The organism is Micromonospora sp. WMMD980 (genome assembly GCF_029626035.1).
GTDB lineage: Bacteria > Actinomycetota > Actinomycetes > Mycobacteriales > Micromonosporaceae > Micromonospora.
In genome coordinates this window covers 5,561,444-5,584,228 of record NZ_JARUBE010000003.1, presented here as the reverse complement: position 1 = coordinate 5,584,228, position 22,785 = coordinate 5,561,444, and the positions used below count along the sequence as shown (strand labels likewise).

Sequence of the window (22,785 nt, the reverse complement as noted above, 5' to 3'; positions counted from 1 at the left end):
CCACCGGATGACCGGCCCGGGAATCCCCGCTTCGTACGATGACGTTCTGCAAGTCAGGCGCCGGCCCTGCGCGCCGGTGACGAACACACACATCGGGAGACGCAGTGGACGAGGTCCGCAACCTGATCATCATCGGCTCCGGGCCGGCCGGTTACACCGCTGCGGTCTACGCGGCACGCGCCAACCTCAAGCCGTTGGTGATCGAGGGCGTGCAGTCCGGTGGCGCGCTGATGACCACGACCGAGGTGGAGAACTTCCCCGGCTTCGCCGACGGCATCCTCGGCCCCGAGCTGATGGACAACATGCGCAAGCAGGCCGAACGGTTCGGTGCCGAGTTCCTCACCGACGACGTGACCCGGGTCGAGCTGAAGGACACCGGTGAGATCGGCTCCGACGCGGTGAGCACCGTCTGGGTGGGCGAGACCGCCTACCGGGCCCGGGCCGTGATCCTCTCCACCGGCTCGGCGTGGCGCCCGCTCGGCGTGCCGGGCGAGCAGGAATACCTCGGCCACGGCGTGTCGTCCTGCGCCACCTGTGACGGCTTCTTCTTCCGCAACCAGCACATCGTGGTGGTCGGCGGCGGTGACTCGGCCATGGAGGAGGCGAGCTTCCTCACCCGCTTCGCCGAGTCGGTGACGATCATCCACCGCCGCGACTCGTTCCGGGCCAGCAAGATCATGGCGGAGCGCGCGCTCGGCAACGAGAAGATCAAGGTCGAGTGGAACACCACGGTCGAGGAGATCCTCGGCGACGACGGCAAGGTCAGCGGCGTACGCGTGCGCGACGTGCACACCGGCGAGAACAAGGTGCTCGACGTCACCGGCGTCTTCGTGGCGATCGGCCACGACCCGCGCAGCGAGCTGTTCCGTGGTCAGGTCGAGATGGACGACGAGGGTTACGTCAAGGTCCAGGCGCCCAGCACCCGCACCAACGTGCCGGGCGTGTTCGCCGCCGGCGACGTGGTCGACCACACCTACCGGCAGGCCATCACGGCCGCCGGCACCGGATGCGCCGCGGCGCTGGACGCCGAGCGGTTCATCGCCACCCTGCACGGCTGAGAATTTTCACGAGGAGAAGGGGTCACAGTGGGAGCAACCAAGGCGGTCACGGACGCGAGCTTCGCGAGCGACGTGCTGAAGTCCGACAAGCCGGTTCTGGTCGACTTCTGGGCGGAGTGGTGCGGTCCGTGCCGCAAGGTCTCGCCGCTGCTGGAGGAGATCGCCGGCGAGATGAGCGACCAGGTCACCATCGTCAAGCTCAACATCGACGAGAACCCCGAGACGGCGCGCACCTACCGGGTGATGTCCGTGCCGACGCTCACCATCTTCAGGAACGGCGAGCCGGTGCAGTCGATCGCCGGCGCCAAGCCGAAGGGCGAGCTGGTCAAGCTCATCGAGTCGGCGCTCTGAGGCCGTCCCGACATCACCGGAACCCCCGTCACCCCACCCGGGTGACGGGGGTTCCGGCTTTCCTGACCTGCGCGAACACGAACCCGGTGGGTGACCGGTCACGGTACGCTCCGTAGGCGTCCGTCGGAGTTCCGGTCCACCAGCTTCCGAGCAGAGGGGGTCGTCGTGCGTCCGATCCGACCCGGTGACCGGGGCCCCGCGGTGGCCGAGATCCGCACCGTCCTCGCCGGCCTGGAACTCCTTCCCGCCGACGGCCGGGCCGACGACTACGACGCCCAGACGGAACGCGCGGTCCGCGCCTTCCAGCAGTCGCGCGGCCTGAGCGTCGACGGACGTGTCGGTGCGGAGACCTGGCGGGCACTCGACGCGGCCCGCTGGCGGTTCGGCGCCCGTCCCCTCTACCACGCCGTCGGCGAGCCGCTGACCGGCGAGGACGTACGCTCCCTCCAGGAACGCCTGCTCGAGATGGGCTACGACGTCGGCCGCGCGGACGCCATCTACGGCGTTCGCACCTCCCGCGCGGTGGCCCAGTTCCAACGCGAGATGGGGCTCAAGCCGGACGGGGCATGCGGTCCGCACACCGTCAACGCGCTGCGACGCCTCGGGCGCAAGGTGGTCGGCGGGCGACCGCAGTGGCTACGCGAGTCCGACGCCATCCGCCAGGCCGGGCCGACGCTTGTCGGCCGGACCGTGGTGATCGACCCGGGTCACGGCGGCACCGATCCGGGCGTCGTGATGCCCGACGGCGCGCTGCGCTGGACCGAGGCGGATCTCGTGCACGACTTGGCCAGCCGGTTGGAGGGCCGGCTCGCGGCGGCCGGCGTACGGGTCCAGCTGACCCGCGGCCCGTCGCCGCTGACCTGCCTACCGGACGCGGACCGGGCCCAGCTCGCCAACTCGCTCGGCGCGGACGTGTTCATCTCCCTGCACACCGACGGGCATGTCAACCCGGAGGCCGACGGGGTCGCCACCTACCACTACGGCACCGACAACGGCGTCACCTCGGCCACCGGGGAACGCCTGGCCGGGCTGGTGCAGCGGGAGATCGTGGCCCGCACCGGGCTACGCGACTGCCGCACCCACGCCAAGGCGTGGGACCTGCTCCGTCTCACCCGGATGCCCGCGGTCCGCGTCGAGGTGGGCTACCTGACCTCTCCGCTGGATCGGGGCCGGCTGGTCGACCCCCGGTTCCGGGACCGGGTGGTCGAGGCGATCGTGGCCGGGGTGCAGCGGATGTACTTGCCGATCGAGCGGGACGTGCCGACCGGCTCGATCGACGTGAGTGAGCTACGGGCGATCGTGGCCGCCGGGACCGTCGTCGACTGACCCGGTCACTCAGCCGATCGAGCGGGTGGCCGGCGCCGGCCGGACCGGGCGCAGCAGCGTCTCCGGGCTCATCGAGCCGAGCAGCTTCTCCAGCGCGTACTCGACGTCGGACTTCCAGCTCAGCGCCGTGCGCAGCTCCAGGCGCAGGCGCGGGTAGCGGGGGTGCGGCCGGACCGTCTTGAAGCCCACCGACAGGAAGAAGTCGGCCGGCGCGAGGCAGGCCCGGTTGGGGTCGTCCGCGTCGTCGCCGAACTTGGCGTCGCCGAACGCCTCGATCGCCTTGATGCCCCGCTTGGTGAGGTCGCGCGCGACGCCCTGCACCAGCATCCGGCCCAGGCCGCCGTCGGCGAACGCGGGCACCACGTGCGCGGTCGTCAACAACGCGGCGTCCGCCGAGACCGGCGAGGTGGGGAACGCCATGGAACGCGGGACGTACGCCGGCGGGGCGTACATGACGTAGCCGGCGGGCGCGCCGTCGACGTAGACCAGCTTGCCGCAGGAACCCCACTCGAGCAGCGTCTGGGAGACCCATGCCTCCTTCTCCAGCCCCGGGTCGCCGGCCGCGCAGGCCCGCTCCGCGGAGACCGGATCCAGCTCCCAGTAGACGCACCGCCGGCAGGATCGGGGGAGGTCCTCCAGGGTGTCCAGGGTCAGACTGACCAGACGTCGCGACATGAGCGCACCCCACCAAACAGTCTCGGAGCGTCGGCCACCGCGGTGTCCCGCCGCCCTCCTGCTCCCGACGAGCGATCGTACGCCCCTGCCTGCCGGTGCGGGAGAGGACGCGCGGACCCCCACCCGGCCGATGGACCGGCGGCCCGGGATGTGGACGTGTCCACACGGCGGGTTCCGCGGCGGTCACCAGGGACTACCATCGACCAATCGGCCGCGCGCCGCCATTGGACGCCGGCATCGCGGGTACCACACCGGGCGGCAGCCCCGCCGACACCCGATCGAGGTGATGTCATGACCGGCACGACACTCGACGACTACACCGACCGGTACGCCAGGCGTGTGCGGGGGATGACCGCCTCCGAGATCCGGGCGCTCTTCGCGGTGGCCAGCCGGCCGGAGGTGGTGTCGCTCGCCGGGGGGGCGCCCTACATCGCCGCTCTGCCGCTCGACGCGGTCGGCGAGATGCTCGGCCGCCTCGGCGCCGAGCACGGCAACACCACCCTCCAGTACGGCATCGGCCAGGGCACCCTGGAGCTGCGCGAGCGGATCTGCGAGGTGATGGCCCTCTCCGGGATCGACGCGTCCTGCGGCGCCTCCCCGGAGGACGTGGTGGTCACCGTCGGCGGTCAGCAGGCGCTCGACCTGGTGGCCCGCCTCTTCCTGGACCCGGGGGACGTGGTGCTCGCCGAAGGCCCGACGTACGTCGGCGCGCTCGGGGTGTTCCAGGCCGCCCAGGCGCAGGTGACCCACGTGCCGATGGACGACCAGGGCCTGATCCCGGAGGCGCTGGAGGTGGCGATCGCCGACCTGGCCCGGGCCGGCCGGCGGGTGAAGTTCCTCTACACCATCCCGACCTACCAGAACCCGGCCGGCGTGACGTTGAGCGAGGAGCGGCGCGAACGGGTGCTCGACATCTGCGAGCGCGCCGGCCTGCTGGTGGTGGAGGACGACCCGTACGGTCAGCTCGGTTTCGAGGGCGAGGCCCCGGCGCCGCTGCGGGCCCGGCGGCGCGACGGGGTCTTCTACCTGAGCACCTTCTCCAAGACGTTCGCCCCCGGCCTGCGGGTGGGCTGGATCCTCGCCCCGCACGCGGTCCGCGACAAGCTGGTCATCGCCAGCGAGGCACAGATCCTCTGCCCGAGCGGTTTCGCGCAGGCCGCCGTCTCGACGTACCTCGCCACCATGCCCTGGCAGGAGCAGCTCAAGACCTACCGGGAGGTCTACCGCGAGCGTCGGGACGCGCTGCTCGACGCGATGGCCGACCTGATGCCGGAGGGCACCACCTGGACCACCCCGACCGGTGGTCTCTTCGTCTGGGCCACCCTCCCGGACGGGCTCGACGCCAAGGCGATGATGCCGCGGGCCGTCGCCGCGCGGGTGGCGTACGTGCCGGGGACCGGCTTCTACGCCGACGGGACGGGCACCGGGAACATGCGCCTCAACTTCTCCTTCCCGCCGCCGGAGCGGATCCGCGAGGGCGTCCGTCGGCTGGCCGGGGTGATGGAGCAGGAGATCGCCATGCGGAAGGTGTTCGGGGCGATCGGGGGCACCGGTCCGCGCCGTCGACAGGGCGGCTCCGACACGCCCGGCCCTGACTTGGCATGATGCCCGCATGGCCGTCAGCCCTGCCGCAGAACCACCCGTGACCGGATCCTCCACCGACGAGTTGCGCGTGCTGGTGCTCGCCGGCGGTCTCTCCTACGAGCGGGACGTCTCACTCCGCTCCGGCCGCCGCGTGCTCGACGCGTTGCGTGCGGTCGGGATGGAGGCGGAGTTGCGGGACGCCGACGTCGCGCTGCTGCCCGCGTTGACCGCCGACCCGCCGGACGCGGTGGTGATCGCCCTGCACGGGGCCACCGGCGAGGACGGCTCACTGCGCGGCGTGCTCGACCTCTGCGACGTGCCCTACGTCGGCTGCGACGCCCGTTCGTCCCGGCTCGCCTGGGACAAGCCGTCGGCCAAGGCGGTGCTTCGCGAGGCCGGCATTCCCACGCCCGACTGGGTGGCGCTGCCGCACGACCGCTTCTCCGAACTGGGCGCCGTCGCCGTTCTGGACCGGATCGTCGACCGGCTCGGGCTGCCGCTGATGGTCAAGCCGGCGCAGGGCGGTTCCGGCCTCGGCGCCGCCGTGGTCCGGGAGGCCGCGTCACTGCCGGCCGCGATGGTCGGCTGCTTCGCGTACGACCAGACGGCGCTCGTGGAGCGTTACGTGCCCGGGATGGACGTGGCGGTCTCCGTGCTCGACCTGGGCGAGGGCCCGCAGGCCCTGCCCCCGGTCGAGATCGTGCCCCGCAACGGCGTCTACGACTACGCCGCCCGCTACACCGCCGGGCGCACCACCTGGCACGCGCCGGCCCGGCTCGACGTCGCCACCACCGCGCGGGTGACCGAGGTGGCGCTCGCCGCGCACTCCGCACTCGGCCTGCGGGACGTGTCCCGCGTCGACCTGATCGTCGACGCGGAGGGCCGGCCGCACGTGCTGGAGGTCAACGTCTCCCCCGGAATGACGGAAACCTCGCTGCTGCCGCTGGCCATCCAGGCGGCCGGGCTCGACTTCGGTCGCGTGCTGGGCACGCTGGTCGGCCGGGCCGCCGCCCGACGCCCGCGAGGCTGACTCAGCCGGCAGCGCCCGCACGCCCGCCGGTCGGCGTGGCACCGTCCGCCTCGCTGACCGACGTCACGTCCTCGCCGGCTTCCGCGCGACCACCGTCACCACGCCGACCCGCGTCGGTCCGCCCGGTGGCACCGGTCGAGGTCGCGCCGGAGTCCGGCTCCGCATCGTCCGTCACACGTCCGGCGTCGCCCCCCGGGCCATCGTCGCCCCCCGGGTCGGCGTCGTGGCTCGGGTCGGCGTCGTGGCTCGGGTCGGCGTCGCCGTGGTCCGTGGAGCCGATGTCGCCGGTCGCGTGGACCTCGCCGGCGTCGGACGCCTCGACGGCCGTGCGGCTCGGCTCGACGGCAGCCGTGCGGCTCGGCTCGGCATCGTTCTCCTCCGCCGGCTCGGCCTCCGGAATCTCGTCCGCGGCCTCGATCACCGACGCGGACTCCTCCTCGGGCTCCTCGACCTCGCTCGCCGGTGACGGCGAGGAGAGGCTGGACGGCGCCTGCCACCGGATACGTGGCGGCTCGGCGAGGGGCCGGCCGCCGAATTCGGCGAGCCAGGCGGCCACCATGGCCAGATTCTCCCGCCACTGTTCCTCGGAGATGGGCGGCAGGATCGAGTCCCACAGCGACAGGAACGTGCCCCGCAGTTGCAGCCGCCCGTAGGGCCGGGCCAGGAACCACATGTGCAGGTGCGCGGAGCCGTCGCCCCACCGGTTGACGTGCACCCGGGCCACGCCGTCCAGCGAGCGGATGGCCCGCTCCAGGCGGACGGTCATCACGCCCAGCTCGGCGGCGAGCAGGTTCGGCAGGTCGCCGAGGTCGAGGTGGGAGCGGGACTCCAGGATCAGGACCATGGGCAGCCCGGTGGGCCGGTCCATGGTGCGAACCCGCCACCGCTCACCGACCCAGATGTACGCCTCGTCGGGGGCGTTGCAGGCGGTGCACTCCCGGTCCGCCTCGCCCCGACGGGGAGGCTCGACCGGCACGGGATCGTCGAGCTGCTTGACGCGGATCTCGCCCTCGAACGGGAAGGAGGGCCACTGGGTGAAGTCAGGGACTGAGGGAGGGGTGTCCTGCACGACGCTGACCCTAACCGAGTTGGCGACGCCTGTCCCTACCCGTGTTCCGGGTGGGATCCACCGCCGTCGCCGCGTTGTCCACCGCGTTGTCCACAGGGTGCCGAGATCACCACCACAGCGCGTCATCCACAGCTCAGCAACGGTTTCCACCGCTTGTTTCACGTGAAACGGTGCGACCCTGTGGACAACCGCTGTGGATAACTTGCATGGGCCGCCGGCCCCTTCTACACAACGAGCGAGTCCTCACTCCGCACCTCTTCCGGCGCGGGAAAGTGACACCCGCACCGCAGGCGTCCCGTCCCCCCGTTTCACGTGAAACAGATGGCGTGGATCCCGGTGCCCGCGCGGTCGCGGCAGCGGTGCCGGTTTCACGTGAAACGGTGGTGCCAACTTCCGTATGGCATCGGCAGCGGAGCCGATCAGCCCGGGCACCCCGTCGGAGCGGTGACCGCGGGTCTCTTCCGCGCCGGTGAGGCATGTCAGCCGAGGCAAGACGTGCACCCTTCCGGCGGCACCAGTCCTCGTGCGGCTGCGCCCGGCGAGGGGTGGGCGTCCTCGCCGGGCGGGCCACGACGACCTGTGTCATCCTCGCGGTCACAGCCTGCCTCCTCGGTAGAGCTGGCGGCTCCTGCGGCAGCGGACGTTCGCCGGCGCTGCCGGGGTTAGATCTGCACCCCGGAACCGCCGCTGAGAGGCCAGGAGATCGATCAGGGCCCGACGGCCAGGCTTTGCCACCTCCGACCGATCACAGCGGCTCAGACGCCGGCAGGAGGGGCAGAATGCATCCCCGGGCAGGCGTCTCGCGCTCGGCAGTGCGGCGCGTGCCGGTGGCTGCCACACTGACGCGCCTTCGAACGCGGCACCGAGAGGGTGCAGCGCGATGCGTGCGGAAGCACGGATGGGGCTCAGGTCCGGAAGCACGGCCGGGGAGGCGCAGCCCCGAACCCGGCTGCCGGTAGCGCACTCCTGCGCACCTGCCGCCCGTTTCACGTGAAACCGACGATCGGAGCGGGGAGCGGGCTCACCGAAAGTCGCCAGGAAACGAAACCGGCCGCACCACTCAACGCGGTGCGGCCGGAACGAATCCTCACAGGGTCACTCCGTGAGCTGTTCCTCCTCGGTGACCCCGATGATGCCGACGATCCGTTCCAGGTCGTCGACCGTCGCGAACTCGATCGTGATCTTGCCCTTGCTCCGGCCGATGTCGACCTTCACCCGGGTGTCGAACCGGTCGGAGAGCCGGTCGGCGAGATCGGAGAGGGCCGGCGCGTGCGCCTTGGTGCGCCGCTTCGCGGCAGGGGCCTTCGCCGGCCCGTCAGCGAGCGCCAGAGCCACCAGTTCCTCGGTGCCACGTACGGAGATACCCTCGGCGACGATCCGCGTAGCGAGCTTCTCCTGCGCCTCGGCGTCGTCGAGGCTCAGCAGCGCCCGCGCGTGACCGGCGGAGAGGACACCCGCGGCGACCCGCCGCTGCACCACGGCGGGGAGATTCATCAACCGGATGGTGTTGGAGATCTGCGGCCGGCTGCGCCCGATCCGGCGGGCCAACTCTTCGTGGGTGGCCCCGAACTCCTCCAGCAGTTGCTGGTAGGCCGCGGCCTCTTCGAGCGGGTTCAGGTTGGCGCGGTGGATGTTCTCCAGGAGGGCATCCCGAAGCATCGCGTCGTCCTTGGTGTCCCGGACGATGGCGGGGATGCTCTCCCGGCCGACCGCCTGGGCGGCACGCCAACGCCGCTCACCCATGACGAGTTCGTACTTCTCGCCGTCGAGCTGCCGCACCACGATCGGCTGGAGGAAGCCGACCTCCTGGATCGAGGTCTTCAGCTCCTCCAGCGCCTCCTCGTCGAAGACGTGCCGGGGCTGCTTCGGGTTGGGCACGATGGCGTCGACCGAGATCTCGGCGAAGCGCGCGCCGGGCACCGGGCTCAGTTCGATCTCCGGTTCGACCGGCGGCGCGCCGACGCCGACCGCCCCGGTCACGGCAGCGGACGCGCCGGTGGTGGGAGGAGCCGGGGAGGCAGCCGTGGGCGCGGCTTCCGTCTCGGCACCCGCCGGGACCGCGTCCGGCGGGGGGCCGGTGGGGATGAGGGCGCCGAGCCCTCGGCCCAGGCCGCCGCGGGGACGGTTCTTCATGCGACGCCTCCCAACAACTTCTCCGTGCTACGCATTCCGGCTCACCGGCTCCTTGACCCCTCGCTCAGCGATCTCCTGGGCGGCCTCGAAGTAGCTCGTGGCACCCCGCGAACCGGGATCGTAGGTCATCACCGACTGGCCGTAGCTCGGCGCCTCGGAGACCCGCACGTTGCGGGGGATGACGGCCTGGAGGACCTTGTCGCCGAAGTGGTTCCGCACGTCCTGCTCCACCGCGTCGGCCAGCCGGGTACGCCTGTCGTACATGGTCAGCAGGATGGTGGAGACCTCGAGCTTCGGGTTCAGGTGCTGCCGCACCAGGTTGATGTTGTTTATCAACTGGTTGAGGCCCTCCAGCGCGTAGTACTCGCACTGGATCGGGATGAGCACCTCCTGCGCGGCGACCAGGGCGTTGACGGTCAGCAGGCCGAGCGAGGGCGGGCAGTCGATGAAGACGTAGTCGAAGTGCCCCGGATACGCCTCGATGGCGCGCGACAGGCGGGACTCCCGGGCGACCACCGAGACCAGCTCGATCTCGGCGCCGGCCAGATCTATGGTGGCCGGCACGCACCACAGGTTGGGGATGCCCTCGACCGCCTGGGCGACCTCGGCGAGCGGCACGCTGTCGATCAGGCAGTCGTAGACGTCCGGCACGCCGGTGTGGTGCGGGACGTTGAGACCCGTGGACGCGTTGCCCTGGGGGTCCAGGTCGACCACGAGCACGCGGTTGCCGTGCAGCGCGAGCGCCACCGCGAGGTTCACGGTGGTGGTGGTCTTGCCCACGCCACCCTTCTGGTTGGCGACGCACATCACCCGGGTCCGGTCAGGACGGGGCATGGAAACCTCGCCACTGGGATTCAGGATCTGCACGGCGCGCATCGCCTCCATAGCCAACGGTGGGTCATCCTCTTCGCGCGTCGGGGTTTCACGTGAAACGTACGGGTCGGCGGTGGCCTCGTCCGCGTACCCGGCAACGGGTGGCGTGTCGGCCGGTGGCGTCGTCGTCTCGACGGCGGCGGCACCGGTCTGGTGCGGCACGGCGGAGACCGGGCTCTGCGGCTCGAAGCGTGCGGGGACGGCGGCGTTGGCGCGGGCGGCCAGCGGCCGGGGGGTCGGGGCGTTCACCGGGCCGTCACTCGGGTCGTGCGGGTCACGCACCGGCGGGACGTTCGCCGGCGCGGACGAGACCGGACGCACGGCGCCCGTCGACGAGGTGTCGGGCCGTGGGGTCGGGCCGGCGGGGTGCGGGGATGCGTCACGGGGATCGTTCACCGCCCACTCCTGATAGCTGGTTTCACGTGAAACGGGATCGCCGGGTGGTCTCCCGGCGGCCCCGGTCAGCCGAGGATCGTCGTACCTACCGTCGTCATGCACCTGTCATCCCTGCCCGCTCCGGATGGTCGGTCCGCACCCGCCAGTCGGGCCCCGCTTCGCGCGGCGTCACCGGCCCGGCGGGAACGGTCGGGGTCGGGTGCCGCCCGCCACCACCGCTCCACACTATCGACGCGCGGTCAGCCTACGGCCGACGGGCGCGGCGGGTCCATGTCGGGTTGTGATCGATCCGGTCACGTCCCCTCCGGTCCAACGACCGGCGGACGGCGACGGAAGGCTTGGCGGGTCAGCGATCCCGATTCCGGCCGCCGCGCCGGCGGCCGCCGCGTGAACGCTTCGGCCCCTTCGGCTTGGGCTGGTTGACCACCCGCTCCCGGACCACCTCGACCACGGTGGTGGCGGGCTCGACGAGCCCGTTGCCGCACCTGTGCAGTTCCGGCTCGCCGCCGCCGAGCCGGCCCACGGCGTCGGCGTGTTCGGTGATCTCCTCGGCCGCGGACGCGCCTTTGAGCGCGAGCAGTCGTCCACCCCGCACGAGCAATGGCAGGCACCAGGTGGCGAGCCGGTCGAGCGGGGCCACGGCGCGCGCGGTGACGACGTCGGCGCTCAGGGGATCGCGGTCCCGCGACCCGGCCGCCGCTTCCTCGGCCCGCCCCCGGAACACCCGGACCGACCGGGTGAGACCGAGGCGTTCCACCGCCTCGACCAGGAAGGAGACTCGCCGGGCGAGCGGTTCGACAAGCGTCACGGAGAGATCGGGTCGGGCGATGGCCAGCACCATCCCTGGCAGCCCGGCCCCGGACCCGACGTCGATCACGCTGGCCCCCTCCGGGATCCGTTCCGCCACCACCGCGCAGTTGAGCAGGTGCCGCTCCCAGAGCCGGGGCGTCTCGCGGGGCCCGATCAGACCGCGGACCACCCCCTCGGTGGCAAGCAGCTCGGCGTACGCGGCGGCGAGGTCCAGCCGATCGCCGAAGAGCGACTGCGCGGCCTCCGCCAGCTCGGGCGGCAGGGACGCGTCGGCCGGATCGGGCCGGGCACCGGTCGCCGGGCCTGCCGCACCCGCCACGACGGACGTGTCGGCGACGGTCCCCGGCTCGGCGAACGCCGGCTCGGCCACGGCGTCCGGCTCGGCGAAGCACGGGTCGGCCGCGCCGACCGGCACGTCCGAGTCGACGGGGGCGGCGTCCGTTGACGGCTCACCGGAGAAGGCCGGCGTCACCGGGGCAGCGGCCGGCTCGACCCCCAGCGCGTCCACCGACCCCGCACCCGAGAAGTCCGGGTCGGGAACGGCCGAGGACGGGTGCGCCGGGTCGGCCGGGTGTTCCTCGTCGGAGAAGATCGGATCGGCGCGCACAGCCGACGGCCCGGGCGGCGTGCCACCCGGGCCGGTCACGGCGTCCGCCGTCGGGTCGTCGGAAGCCACTGACCTCAGTCCGCCACCGGCCGGACGACGATGCGGCGGTTCGGCTCGACGCCCTCCGACTCGCTCTCCACGCCGCTCATCGCGTTGACCACGTCGTGCACGCACTTACGCTCGAACGCGGACATCGGCTCCAGGCGGACCGCCTCGCCGTGCTCCTTGACCTTCTCGACCGCGTTCTTGGCGACCGCGGCCAGTTCCTTGCGCCGGGCGGCCCGGTAGCCACCGACGTCGAGCAGCAGGCGGCTGGGCGTCCCGGTCTGCCGGAAGACCGCCAGGCGGGTCAGCTCCTGGAGCGCCTCCAGGGTGGCGCCGCGCTGGCCCACCAGGCTCTGCAGGCGGGAGCCGACCACCTCGACCACCGGCCGGCCGCCGGAGACCAGCTCGTCGATGTCGCCGTCGTAGTCGAGGATGTCCAGCAGGCCCTCGACGTAGTCGGCGGCGATCTCGCTCTGCCGGAACAGGTCGCTGTCGGCCGGGGCCTTCTTCTCCCGGGGCTCGGACGTGCCCTCACCGGTCTCGGTGGGGGCCGAGGTCTCCTCGTCCACGGACTGGTCGGCGCTGGGGATGCTGGTGTCGGTCACGGTCTCATCTCCGTACTCGCTCGGCCGGACCGTCGAGGTCCGCTGGTCTCCCGGGAGCCGGCGGGAGGTTCGCCGGATGCCTCTCGGGCACGTCCGTACGGGCCAGTCTCGCCCGTGACCGCGCGGTGCGCGGCGGTTCCGGCCCGGCGCCTGTCCCTCGGACGGCAGCTCGGTGACCGGACGGGCCACCGCCGGTCGCGGCGGTGGCCCGGGGTGCTCAGCCCTGTCGCTTGGCGGGGCGGTTACCGGCCTTCTTCGGGTTGACCGGCTTGGCGCCCGGCTTCGGACCGGCCACCTTCGGCGCGGCGGCCGGCGCCTTGGCGACGGGCTGGGCGGTCTTGCGGCCGAGCAGGCCGGTCTTGGCCGGCTGGACCGGGCTCTTGCCGCCGGTGGCCGTGGCGGTCTTCTTCGGCGGCACCAGCGGCGGGAACTTCCGCAGCACCCACTGCTGCTGGCCGAGCGTGAAGAGGTTGTTGGTGACCCAGTAGATGATCACGCCGATCGGGAAGATCGAGCCGGAGACCAGCAGCGAGACCGGGATGCCGTAGAGCATCAGGCGCTGCACCATGCGCTGCTGCGGGTCCTCCGCCCAGCCGGTCTTGAGGATCATCTGCCGGCTGGTCAGGTAGGTCGTGGCGATCATGATGAGCACCAGCACGCCGGCGATCACCTTCACCGTGCCGGTGTTCGCGCCCAGCGGCGCCAGGTCGGCGGCGGTGGAGCCGAACCGGCCGGAGATGGGGGCGGTGAAGAGCTTCGCGCTGGAGGCGCTGTTGAACTGCTCGACGGTCCAGCCGTAGAGGGTCTTGCCGCCGTTCTCCGGGTTGAGCCGCTTGAGCGTGTGGAACAGGCCCAGGAAGACGGGAATCTGGAGGAACATCGGAAGGCAGCCCATCAGCGGGTTGGCCTTTTCCTTCCGGTAGAGCTCCATCATTTCCTTCTGGAGCGTCTCCCGGTCACCCTTGTGCTTCTCCTGGAGCTCCTTCACCTTCGGCTGGAGCGCCTGCATGGCCCGCTGGGACTTGATCTGCTTGACGAAGACCGGGAACAGGATCACCCGGACCGTCACCACCAGGAAGATGATGGCGAGGATCCAGGCCCAGTTGGTGCCGATGACCGCGCCGACCGGCACCCCGATGGCGTCCCAGGCCGAGTGCCAGGTCAGCAGGATCCACGAGATCGCGTAGTAGATCCAGTCGAGACTCAATTCTCAGGCTCCAGTCACGTCGGCACGGCGGTGACCGCCCGGCTCCGGCACCGGGTCGTGTCCACCTGGGTGAAAGGGGTGGCAGCGCGACAGCCGCCGGACCGTCAGCCAGGCCCCCCGTGGCGCACCGTGCCGGGACACCGCCTCCACGGCGTAGGCACTGCACGACGGGTAGAACCGACAGCGGGCCGGCAGTGCCGGACTTATCCACCGACGGTACGCGATGATGGGTGCCAGCAGCATGCGGGCACCGGTAGTCGGCGACGGAGTCGCGGTCCCGCCGTTCACCGCGACCGCCGTCCCCGGGGAGCCCGTGCGGCGGTCAGGGCGGCGTCCAGGTCGGCCCCGAGCCGCGCGTACGTCGCGTCGGCAGACGGCGGAAGGGCGCGTACGACCAGGGTGGCCCCGGCGGGCAGCTCGACCAGACGCTCCCGCACCAGGTGCCGGAGCCGGCGGCGGACCTTGTTACGGACGACCGCGCCGCCGACGGCCTTGGACACGACGAAGCCGGCGCGGCGAGGTGCGGGGTTCTCCGCACCGCTGATCCGCGCCGGCTCCGGCGAGGGTGTCACGGCGTCGGCGCCGGCCGGCTCCGGGAGCGTCAGGTGGACCACGACGGCGCCGCGGCCGACGCGTCGGCCACCGCGAACCGCTGCGGCGAAGTCGCTACTGCGCCGCAGTCGCTGTGCGGCGGCCAGCACGACTGCCCACGTCCCCGTACCGGACCCGACGGCCTCAGGCCGCCAGGCGGGTGCGGCCCTTGGCGCGACGGGTCGAAAGGATGGCGCGGCCGGCACGGGTGCGCATGCGCAGCCGGAAGCCGTGGGTCTTCGCGCGCCGGCGGTTGTTCGGCTGGTAGGTGCGCTTGCTCACGTCAGGCTCTCCGTTGTGGTACGCCCCGCGCGGCGGATCGCCCGGGGTCCTGTGCTGGTCCAGATCACCTCGACGGTGACCTCCGATCGACGCTGCCCCGGCGAATGGCCACGGACAGCGAGCATCTATCACCCTAGCAGAGGGCGAGAGAGCATCCGCTCCAGCCTACGCAGGGCCGCAATGACCGTCAAACCTCCCACTCCGGCCCCCGACCTGCGCCGGGACCGCGACCGAAGGGGCGGATTTCACTGATGTCGTCGACGCCCGGTGGGTGTCGACGGTTGATGGCGTGGGGTCCCCGCTGTTAGCGTGCGCGATTGCGGTCGGCGTCGGGGGTCCAGGTTTGTCGCCGACCGGCAAGACCGGACAAGCTGTTGAATCGTTCGGCACGGTGAACCCGCTTCAGCGCCTCCACGAATCCAGGGGGCAGGTCCGACCCGCGTCCGGTGGGCGGCCACAATCGGTCGGTACACACAGGCTGTGGATAACTTGTGGATGACGACCGGTCAGCCGTCCGGGCGGGCGTGCGGATCAGGCGAGGGGGGTGGCACGACGTGACCGGAGCGACAGACCTTGCCGCGGTGTGGGCGGCGGCCACCGAGGAACTCGCCGACGAGATCATCTCCGCCCAGCAGCGCGCGTACCTGCGCCTCACCCGGCTGCGGGCGATCGTCGAGGACACCGCGTTGCTCTCCGTGCCGGATGCCTTCACCCGGGACGTGATCGAGTCCCGGCTCCGCCCGGCCATCACCGAGGCGTTGAGCCGCCGACTCGGCCGCGACATCCAGGTGGCCGTCACCGTGCGGGCCCCCGAGGACCCGGCCGGTCGACCGGCCGGCACGGTCTACCGCAGCGGTCCGGAGCCGCTGCCCGAGCCGAGCGGCCCGGCCGACCTGCTGCCCGGGTTCGACCGGGTCGGCCCGGCGCCGGCGGCCTTTCCCACCCCCCGCCCCGAACCGGGGTACGCCGAGCCACGGCCGGAGCACGAGGCGGAGGAGCCCGCTCCGCGGCAGCGGAACACGGACGGCGGGCGGCCGCACCTGATCCCGGCGGGGCGGGACGCGCAGGACACGCTCTTCGGCGCCGCCTTCGCCGAGCCGCTCCGCGCCGCCCCCGAACGCCGTGCCTTCGACGAGCGTCCCGGTGCCGAGCAGTCCACGTCCGCCGGCGGCTACGAGCCGCGCTACCGGGAGGCACCCGGGCCGGTCGACACCCCGCCCCTGCGTGGCCTGCCCCGGGACGGCGCGACGGACAACGGCCCCGGCCGCGGCGCGCTCGACCACCACCGTCCCGGCGGCCAGGGCGACCGGCGGCTGCCCGGCGGGGCGGAGACCGGCGGCAACCGGCTCAACCCGAAGTACATGTTCGAGACGTTCGTCATCGGCTCGTCCAACCGGTTCGCCCACGCGGCGAGCGTGGCGGTGGCCGAGTCACCGGCCAAGGCGTACAACCCGCTGTTCATCTACGGCCACTCCGGGTTGGGCAAGACCCATCTGCTGCACGCCATCGGGCACTACGCCACCACGCTCGGCAACGCCCGCTCGGTCCGGTACGTCTCGACCGAGGAGTTCACCAACGACTTCATCAACTCGCTGCGGGACGACAAGACGAGCGCGTTCCAGCGCCGCTACCGGGACGTGGACATCCTCCTGATCGACGACATCCAGTTCCTGGAGAACCGGGAACGGACCCAGGAGGAGTTCTTCCACACGTTCAACACCCTGCACAACGCCAACAAGCAGATCGTGATCACGTCCGACCGGTCGCCACGCCAGCTCGCCACGCTGGAGGACCGGATGCGGACCCGGTTCGAGTGGGGGCTGCTGGCCGACATCCAGCCGCCGGACCTGGAGACCCGGATCGCGATCCTGCAGAAGAAGGCAGCGCAGGAGCGGATGTACGCCCCGCCGGACGTGCTGGAGTTCATCGCCTCCCGGGTGTCGAACTCGATCCGGGAACTGGAGGGCGCGCTGATCCGGGTCACCGCGTTCGCCAGCCTCACCCGTTCCTCGGTGGAGCTGTCGCTGGCGGAGGAGGTGCTGCGGGACTTCATGCCGGACGGCGCCGGCCCGGAGATCAACGCCGACCAGATCATGGCCTCGACGTCCGAGTACTTCGGGGTGAGCCTGGAGGACCTGCGCGGCCACTCGCGGTCGCGGGTGCTGGTGAACGCCCGCCAGGTGGCGATGTATCTGTGCCGTGAGCTGACCGACCTGTCGCTGCCCCGGATCGGGCAGGCGTTCGGCGGTCGCGACCACACCACGGTGATGCATGCCGACCGCAAGATCCGTCAGCAGATGGCGGAGCGACGCTCGCTCTACAACCAGATCGCCGAGCTGACCAACCGGATCAAGCAGAACACCTGAGACGCTCGTCTCCCCGTACCCGTCACGACAGCCCGGCCGGACGCCTCCGGCCGGGTTTCTTTCGTTGCTGGGGGACGGCGGTCGGCGGTCGCGGACCCCGCCGCTTGACCCTCGACCCGCTGGAGGGGCCAGGATCGGTGTCGTGCTCGTCCACAACTCGTACCGGTTGTCCACACCCCCTGTGTCACAGGCAGTGGATAAACACCGTCTGCACTTGGCCGGTTACCCACAGACTGTGGACAAACCCTGGGGACGAGCCTGTGGATGCCTGGGGACAACGCTCGCGTTGTCCACCGACGAGGGTTCGCCTGTGGGTGACCTGTTGAAGGTTCTGGGGACGACGGCGGCCGGCGTCGTCCGAGCCGTCCACAGCACTGGGGAGAAACCCGGTGGATAACCGGTGGACAACCGGTGGACAGCGGTGGAAAACCCCACGGCCGGCGGCGGCTGTGGACCGGGACGCGAGTTGTACCCCTGGTTCTCCACAGCGAAACCGCCGGTGGATAACCTGTCTGACCTGGGCGAACGCGGGTTCTCCACAGTTTGCACAGGTGCGATGAAGACGATGAGTTATCTCTTCTAAACAACAAAAACCAATCATCACCGTTGGACTTCCTGTGGATCGGGCTGAAGCACTGCCGTCGGCAGTCGCCCGGGCACCTGGATGCAACGGGGTCGGGCGCACAGCCGATGCCCTCGCGCCCTAAGGTTCGAGGGGCACCCGCACGGTCGGGCGGGGCGGGTGGCAGCGGTCGGCATGAGAGAGTTGTCGCTGACGTCGACGCGGAGGCATTGATGAAGTTCCGAGTGGAGCGCGACGCGCTCGCCGAGGCGGTCGCGTGGACCGCCAAGAGCCTGCCCAACCGACCCTCCGTGCCGGTGCTGGCCGGGGTGATGCTCCGGGTGACCGACGGCAACCTCCAGGTCTCCGGCTTCGACTACGAGGTCTCCAGCCAGGTCACCGTCGAGGTGCAGGGTGACGCGGACGGCGCGGCCCTGGTCTCCGGCCGGCTGCTCGCCGAGATCACCAAAGCCCTGCCGGCCAAGCCGGTCGACATCGCCGCCGTCGGCGCGCACCTGGAGCTGGTCTGCGGCAGCGCCCGCTTCACGCTGCCCACCATGCCGGTGGAGGACTACCCGACCCTGCCGGAGATGCCGGAGAGCGCCGGCACCGTCGACGCCGCCGCCTTCGCCGCCGCCGTGTCCCAGGTCGCCGTGGCCGCCGGGCGCGACGAGACACTGCCGATGATGACCGGCGTCCGGATCGAGCTGTCCGGCAGCACCATGGCCATGCTCGCCACCGACCGCTACCGCCTCGCGCTGCGCGAGATGGAGTGGAACCCGGAGGATCCCGAGATCAGCCTCAACGCGCTGGTGCCGGCCCGCACGCTCAACGACACCGCGAAGGCGCTCGGTCCGCTCGGCGGTCACGTGACCATGGCGCTCTCCGCCGGCGGCGCCGGCGAAGGCATGATCGGCTTCTCCGGCGGGACCCGTCGGACCACCAGCCGGCTGCTCGACGGCGCCAACTATCCGCCGGTGCGCTCGCTGTTCCCGGCCGACCACAACGCCGAGGCCCGGGTCGCGGTCGCCACCCTCATCGAGGTGGTCAAGCGGGTGGCGCTGGTCGCCGAGCGCACCACCCCGGTGCTGCTCAGCTTCAGCTCCGACGGCCTCGTGGTGGAGGCCGGTGGCACCGAGGAGGCCCGGGCCAGCGAGGCCATGGAGGCCACCTTCACCGGCGACCCGCTCACCATCGGCTTCAACCCGCAGTATCTGATCGACGGCCTGGCCAACCTGGGCGCCCAGTACGCCCTGCTGCGCTTCGTCGACGCGTTCAAGCCCGCGGTCCTTTCTCCGGCCGGCGAGGATGGCGAGGTCATTCCGGGGTACCGGTACCTCATCATGCCGATCCGCGTCTCCCGCTGATCGCAGGCAGCACCACCCTGACGTACGGAGGTAGCAACACATGCAGCTCGGCCTGGTAGGACTCGGCCGGATGGGCGGCAACATGCGCGAACGGCTGCGCGCCGCCGGGCACGAGGTGGTCGGCTACGACCGCAACCCGGAGCTCAGCGACGCCGCGAGCCTCGCGGAGCTGGCCGAGAAGCTCGACGCACCGCGCGCGGTCTGGGTCATGGTGCCGGCCGGCGTCACCGACGCCACCATCGACGAGTTGGCCGGCGTGCTCGGCGAGGGCGACATCATCATCGACGGCGGCAACTCCCGGTTCAGCGACGACGCCCCCCGCGCCGAGCGCCTGAACGAGCACGGCATCGGCTACGTCGACGTCGGCGTCTCCGGTGGTGTCTGGGGCCGGCAGAACGGCTACGGGCTGATGGTCGGCGGCGCGCAGCAGCACGTGGAGCGGCTCATGCCGATCTTCGACGCGCTGCGGCCCGAGGGCGATTTCGGTTTCGTGCACGCCGGCCCGGTGGGCGCCGGCCACTACGCCAAAATGGTGCACAACGGCATCGAGTACGGCCTGATGCACGCCTACGCCGAGGGCTTCGAGCTGCTCTCGGCGTCCGAACTCGTGACGAACGTCCCCGGTGTGGTCAAGTCCTGGCGCAAGGGCACGGTCGTCCAGTCCTGGCTGCTCGACCTGCTCGACCGGGCGCTCGACGAGGACCCGGAGCTGGCCGAGCTGAGCGACTACACCGAGGACACCGGCGAGGGCCGCTGGACGGTCGACGAGGCGGTCCGGCTCGCCGTGCCGCTCAACGTCATCGCCGCCGCGCTCTTCGCCCGGTTCGCCTCCCGGCAGGACGAGTCGCCCGCGATGAAGGCGGTCGCCGCGCTGCGCCAGCAGTTCGGCGGCCACGCCGTGCACAAGCGCTGACCGGTATCCACAGCCTGTGTACGTCCGCCGGCTCGAACTCGTCGACTTCCGCTCCTACGAGCGGGTCGGCGTCGACCTGGAGCCCGGCCCGAACGTGCTGGTCGGCGCGAACGGCGTCGGCAAGACCAACCTGGTCGAGGCGTTGGGCTACGTGGCGACCCTGGACTCGCACCGGGTCGCCACGGACGCCCCGCTGGTCCGGATGGGCGCCACCTCGGCGGTGATCCGCTGCGCCGTGGTGCACGACGGCCGGGAGCTGCTCGTCGAGCTGGAGATCGTCCCGGGCAAGGCCAACCGGGCCCGGCTCGGCCGCTCCCCGGCCCGCCGCGCCCGGGACGTGCTCGGCGCGCTGCGGCTGGTGCTGTTCGCGCCGGAGGACCTGGAACTCGTCCGCGGCGACCCGGCGGAACGCCGCCGTTACCTCGACGACCTGCTGGTCACCCGGCAACCCCGCTACGCCGGTGTCCGCGCCGACTACGAGCGGGTGGTCAAGCAACGCAACGCGCTGCTGCGCACGTCCTACCTCGCCCGCAAGACCGGCGGCTCACGCGGCGGCGACCTGTCCACGCTCGCGGTCTGGGACACCCACCTGGCCCAGCACGGAGCCGACCTGCTCGCCGGCCGGCTGGAGCTGGTCGCCGCGCTCACCCCGCACGTGGCGAAGGCGTATGACGCGGTCGCGGCCGGCCGGGGCGCGGCCGGCATCACCTACCGGCCCTCGGTCGACCTGCCGGAGCCGGCCGCCGACCGGGCGGCGCTGGCCGAGGCGCTCGCGGCCGCGCTCGCCGCGAACCGCACCGCCGAGATCGAACGCGGCACCACGCTTGTCGGCCCGCACCGCGACGACCTGGCGCTCACCCTGGGTCCGCTGCCCGCCAAGGGGTACGCCAGCCACGGCGAGTCCTGGTCGTACGCGCTGGCGCTGCGGCTGGCCGGCTACGATCTGCTGCGCGCCGACGGGATCGAGCCGGTGCTGGTGCTGGACGACGTCTTCGCCGAGCTGGACGCCGGCCGGCGGGAACGCCTGGCCGAGCTGGTCGGCGGCGCCAGCCAGCTTCTGGTCACCTGCGCGGTGGACGACGACGTGCCGGCGACGCTGCGGGGCACCCGCTGGACGGTCGGCGAGGGGACGGTACGACGTGCCGGATGACGACGAGGTGCGACTTCCGCCCGCCCGACTCGGGCCGGGACGCGACGGCGGGACGGCCGCACGGGCCGGCCGCGGCGAACCCGCGCCCCGTACCCCCGGAAAGCCGGCGGACGGCGAGCGCGCCGCTCCGCGTACCCCTGGGAAGCCGGCGGACGGCGAGCCGGGCTCGGCGTCGGAGGGCGTGGCCGGGCCGGAGCTGGCCCGGGCGGTGCTCGACGCGGCGAAGGCCAGGCGGCAGGCCGCGGCCGGCACCCGGCGGCGCGGCGCGGTCCGGGGCGACGGCGAGAAGCGGCTGCGCGGCTACTCCGGCCCGGGCCCGGACCCGCGCGACCCGCAACCGCTCGGCGCGGTGCTCGACAGGCTGGTCAAGGCGCGGGGCTGGCAGCAGCCGGCGGCCGAGGCGACCGTCTTCGGCGCCTGGGAGAAGGTGGTCGGCCCGGAGGTCGCCCAGCACAGCCGCCCGGTGAAGCTGGAGAACGGCGAGCTGACCGTGGAGGCCCGGTCGACGGCGTGGGCCACCCAGCTCCGGCTGCTGGCCGGCTCGCTGCTCAAGCAGATCGCCAGCGAGGTGGGCCACAACGTGGTGCGCAAGCTGCACATCCACGGCCCGGCCGCGCCGTCGTGGTCGCGCGGCCCCCGGCGGGTACGCGGGCGTGGCCCGCGCGACACCTACGGCTGAGCCGCCGTCACACGTCGGCGTAGACGGCGAAGCCGCGTTCCGCGCAGCGCCGGTAGAACGCGGCCAGCACGCTCAGCTCGGCGCAGGTGAAGTTCCACTGCGGCGGGTCGCCGCTGTCGTCGCGCAGCTTGTCCAGCCGGCTGTCCAGCCAGCGGAGCTGCTGTTCGGCCAGCCGTCCGTCGCCGAGCAGCGCGCGCAGCACCTCGCTGACCGACTCGAACGTCACCGTCTCGCCGTGGGGGCGGTGCCGGGCGACGAACTTCTCCACGCCCTCGGCGATCCAGGAGCAGCCGTCCGGGTCGATCACCGGGTCCTCGTCCTCGGCGGCGTTCTCCGTGGCGTAGAGCACATTCTCCAGCCCGAGGATCAGGTCGACCAACTCGGTGTAGGCGGTCGCCCGCACCGTGCCGGTCTTCGCGATCAACTCGGCCAGCGCGGCGGTCGGGGCGGAGATGCGGGGCACGTCCACGATCTCGCCGAAGTCCACGAACTCGGCCGGCGCGACCGGATCGTAGAAGCGGCCGGTACGCGGCCAGTGCACCGCGACGTTGTCCAGCCCCATCAGCGTCACCTCTCACCAAGCGTCTGTCGGACCATCTCCGCCGATGGTCCCCGGTCCGGGCGCGAAAGATCAAGACCGCAACGGCGGCGCCGCAAAAGGTACGGCACGTCGCGTTCCACCGCGACCCCCGGTCCCGCCGACGGTGATCGACGGGCGGCGCGACGTCCACCGCTCACGCGGGCCGGTGGCGCGGCACGGCGTCGCTGGCGTGTAGGGGGAGTCGCGGGCGGCGAGGTTCGTCCGGCTACGGCATTCTCAGCCGCCCTCAAGGGGTGCCGAGTGGCGGTTTGGTCGGCTCCGCACAGTAAGATTGGAGGCGAGACGAAAGACCCGACACGGAGCGACGGACACGGGCCCCCAGGGCCCTTGATCATTGTCCCACATCGGGTCCGAGCCGATCGCGATCCGCGGGCAACCGCGGCGCCCGGCGCACACGCTCCGTCACCTGGCGATCCCGGGGGCGGTCGTGCACGCCGACGTCGCGTCCTGTCCGCCGAACCCGCGCCCCGCGCCCACGCGCGGCCGGTGCGAGAAAGTGGCCGAG

Annotated in this window: 21 protein-coding genes; 10 read left to right on the top strand and 11 right to left on the bottom strand. The window is 72.0% G+C overall.

The features are described from left to right. Positions 1–104 precede the first annotated feature (104 nt). From trxB to O7618_RS26345, 3 genes are all read left to right on the top strand, one after another. The gene (gene trxB / locus O7618_RS26355; RefSeq protein ID WP_278108821.1) at positions 105–1,058 is read left to right on the top strand and encodes a thioredoxin-disulfide reductase; all 954 of its coding nucleotides are present in this window, start codon (positions 105–107) and stop codon (positions 1,056–1,058) included. 27 nt (positions 1,059–1,085) lie between these two features. Then, on the top strand, positions 1,086–1,409 hold the full coding sequence (gene trxA / locus O7618_RS26350; RefSeq protein ID WP_278108820.1) for a thioredoxin: 324 nt from the start codon (positions 1,086–1,088) through the stop codon (positions 1,407–1,409). A gap of 165 nt (positions 1,410–1,574) precedes the next feature. Beyond that, a complete protein-coding gene (locus O7618_RS26345) occupies positions 1,575–2,735 on the top strand; it encodes an N-acetylmuramoyl-L-alanine amidase (RefSeq protein ID WP_278108819.1) in 1,161 nt (386 codons plus the stop codon). A 9-nt stretch (positions 2,736–2,744) separates the two neighbouring features. Here the strand turns inward: O7618_RS26345 and O7618_RS26340 are convergent, their stop codons facing one another. Further along, positions 2,745–3,410 (bottom strand): GNAT family N-acetyltransferase, encoded by a 666-nt coding sequence (locus O7618_RS26340; protein ID WP_278108818.1) that lies wholly within the window; start codon positions 3,408–3,410, stop codon positions 2,745–2,747. A gap of 291 nt (positions 3,411–3,701) precedes the next feature. Here O7618_RS26340 and O7618_RS26335 point away from each other — a divergent pair, with 291 nt between their 5' ends. Then, positions 3,702–5,015, top strand: a complete 1,314-nt coding sequence (locus tag O7618_RS26335) for a PLP-dependent aminotransferase family protein (protein ID WP_278108817.1) — start codon at positions 3,702–3,704, stop codon at positions 5,013–5,015. Between the two features lie 7 nt (positions 5,016–5,022). Next, positions 5,023–6,024, top strand: coding sequence for a D-alanine--D-alanine ligase (locus O7618_RS26330; protein ID WP_278108816.1), 1,002 nt, complete (start codon positions 5,023–5,025; stop codon positions 6,022–6,024). Position 6,025: 1 nt separating this feature from the next. Here the strand turns inward: O7618_RS26330 and O7618_RS26325 are convergent, their stop codons facing one another. The 9 genes from O7618_RS26325 to rpmH all read right to left on the bottom strand — a co-directional run bounded on the left by O7618_RS26325 (position 6,026) and on the right by rpmH (position 14,642). Beyond that, positions 6,026–7,093: a hypothetical protein gene (locus tag O7618_RS26325; RefSeq protein WP_278108815.1), complete on the bottom strand. Its 1,068-nt coding sequence runs from the start codon at positions 7,091–7,093 to the stop codon at positions 6,026–6,028. 1,095 nt (positions 7,094–8,188) lie between these two features. Beyond that, positions 8,189–9,226 carry a ParB/RepB/Spo0J family partition protein gene (locus O7618_RS26320; protein WP_278108814.1) on the bottom strand — a complete coding sequence of 346 codons (1,038 nt, stop codon included), beginning with the start codon at positions 9,224–9,226 and terminating at the stop codon, positions 8,189–8,191. Positions 9,227–9,253: 27 nt separating this feature from the next. Continuing rightward, positions 9,254–10,597, bottom strand: a complete 1,344-nt coding sequence (locus O7618_RS26315; protein WP_278108813.1) for an AAA family ATPase — start codon at positions 10,595–10,597, stop codon at positions 9,254–9,256. A 244-nt stretch (positions 10,598–10,841) separates the two neighbouring features. Beyond that, on the bottom strand, positions 10,842–11,624 hold the full coding sequence (gene rsmG / locus O7618_RS26310; protein ID WP_278110154.1) for a 16S rRNA (guanine(527)-N(7))-methyltransferase RsmG: 783 nt from the start codon (positions 11,622–11,624) through the stop codon (positions 10,842–10,844). A gap of 362 nt (positions 11,625–11,986) precedes the next feature. Continuing rightward, positions 11,987–12,562, bottom strand: a complete 576-nt coding sequence (locus O7618_RS26305) for a R3H domain-containing nucleic acid-binding protein (protein ID WP_278108812.1) — start codon at positions 12,560–12,562, stop codon at positions 11,987–11,989. A gap of 217 nt (positions 12,563–12,779) precedes the next feature. After that, entirely contained in the window at positions 12,780–13,769 is a 990-nt protein-coding gene (gene yidC / locus O7618_RS26300; protein WP_278108811.1) for a membrane protein insertase YidC, read from the bottom strand. Between the two features lie 3 nt (positions 13,770–13,772). Further along, positions 13,773–14,012 carry a membrane protein insertion efficiency factor YidD gene (gene yidD / locus O7618_RS26295; protein ID WP_278108810.1) on the bottom strand — a complete coding sequence of 80 codons (240 nt, stop codon included), beginning with the start codon at positions 14,010–14,012 and terminating at the stop codon, positions 13,773–13,775. Between the two features lie 41 nt (positions 14,013–14,053). Then, the gene (gene rnpA, locus O7618_RS26290; RefSeq protein WP_278108809.1) at positions 14,054–14,470 is read right to left on the bottom strand and encodes a ribonuclease P protein component; all 417 of its coding nucleotides are present in this window, start codon (positions 14,468–14,470) and stop codon (positions 14,054–14,056) included. Positions 14,471–14,504: 34 nt separating this feature from the next. After that, a complete protein-coding gene (gene rpmH, locus O7618_RS26285) occupies positions 14,505–14,642 on the bottom strand; it encodes a 50S ribosomal protein L34 (RefSeq protein WP_091061882.1) in 138 nt (45 codons plus the stop codon). A 554-nt stretch (positions 14,643–15,196) separates the two neighbouring features. Between rpmH and dnaA the strand changes: the two genes are divergently transcribed. From dnaA to O7618_RS26260, 5 genes are all read left to right on the top strand, one after another. Further along, positions 15,197–17,008: a chromosomal replication initiator protein DnaA gene (dnaA, locus tag O7618_RS26280; protein ID WP_278108808.1), complete on the top strand. Its 1,812-nt coding sequence runs from the start codon at positions 15,197–15,199 to the stop codon at positions 17,006–17,008. A 795-nt stretch (positions 17,009–17,803) separates the two neighbouring features. After that, the gene (dnaN, locus tag O7618_RS26275; RefSeq protein ID WP_278108807.1) at positions 17,804–18,937 is read left to right on the top strand and encodes a DNA polymerase III subunit beta; all 1,134 of its coding nucleotides are present in this window, start codon (positions 17,804–17,806) and stop codon (positions 18,935–18,937) included. A 40-nt stretch (positions 18,938–18,977) separates the two neighbouring features. Then, complete coding sequence (gene gnd / locus O7618_RS26270) at positions 18,978–19,850, top strand: phosphogluconate dehydrogenase (NAD(+)-dependent, decarboxylating) (RefSeq protein WP_278108806.1); 873 nt, start codon at positions 18,978–18,980, stop codon at positions 19,848–19,850. Between the two features lie 16 nt (positions 19,851–19,866). After that, a complete protein-coding gene (recF, locus tag O7618_RS26265; protein WP_278108805.1) occupies positions 19,867–21,000 on the top strand; it encodes a DNA replication/repair protein RecF in 1,134 nt (377 codons plus the stop codon). Further along, positions 20,990–21,679 (top strand): DciA family protein, encoded by a 690-nt coding sequence (locus tag O7618_RS26260; RefSeq protein ID WP_278108804.1) that lies wholly within the window; start codon positions 20,990–20,992, stop codon positions 21,677–21,679. Before recF ends, O7618_RS26260 begins: the two co-directional genes overlap by 11 nt. Positions 21,680–21,686: 7 nt before the next feature. On the opposite strand, the gene O7618_RS26255 is transcribed toward O7618_RS26260, so the two are convergent. Then, positions 21,687–22,241, bottom strand: a complete 555-nt coding sequence (locus O7618_RS26255; protein ID WP_278108803.1) for a hypothetical protein — start codon at positions 22,239–22,241, stop codon at positions 21,687–21,689. Positions 22,242–22,785: the final 544 nt, after the last annotated feature.

What these genes read in the sequence shown, in the direction of transcription:
- yidD (WP_278108810.1), bottom strand. Translation starts at nt 14,012, where the DNA reads ATGCTGCTGGCACCCATCATCGCGTACCGTCGGTGGATAAGTCCGGCA.
- O7618_RS26340 (WP_278108818.1), bottom strand. Translation starts at nt 3,410, where the DNA reads ATGTCGCGACGTCTGGTCAGTCTGACCCTGGACACCCTGGAGGACCTC.
- dnaN (WP_278108807.1), top strand. Translation starts at nt 17,804, where the DNA reads ATGAAGTTCCGAGTGGAGCGCGACGCGCTCGCCGAGGCGGTCGCGTGG.
- gnd (WP_278108806.1), top strand. Translation starts at nt 18,978, where the DNA reads ATGCAGCTCGGCCTGGTAGGACTCGGCCGGATGGGCGGCAACATGCGC.
- O7618_RS26335 (WP_278108817.1), top strand. Translation starts at nt 3,702, where the DNA reads ATGACCGGCACGACACTCGACGACTACACCGACCGGTACGCCAGGCGT.
- O7618_RS26330 (WP_278108816.1), top strand. Translation starts at nt 5,023, where the DNA reads ATGGCCGTCAGCCCTGCCGCAGAACCACCCGTGACCGGATCCTCCACC.
- O7618_RS26320 (WP_278108814.1), bottom strand. Translation starts at nt 9,226, where the DNA reads ATGAAGAACCGTCCCCGCGGCGGCCTGGGCCGAGGGCTCGGCGCCCTC.
- O7618_RS26255 (WP_278108803.1), bottom strand. Translation starts at nt 22,241, where the DNA reads ATGGGGCTGGACAACGTCGCGGTGCACTGGCCGCGTACCGGCCGCTTC.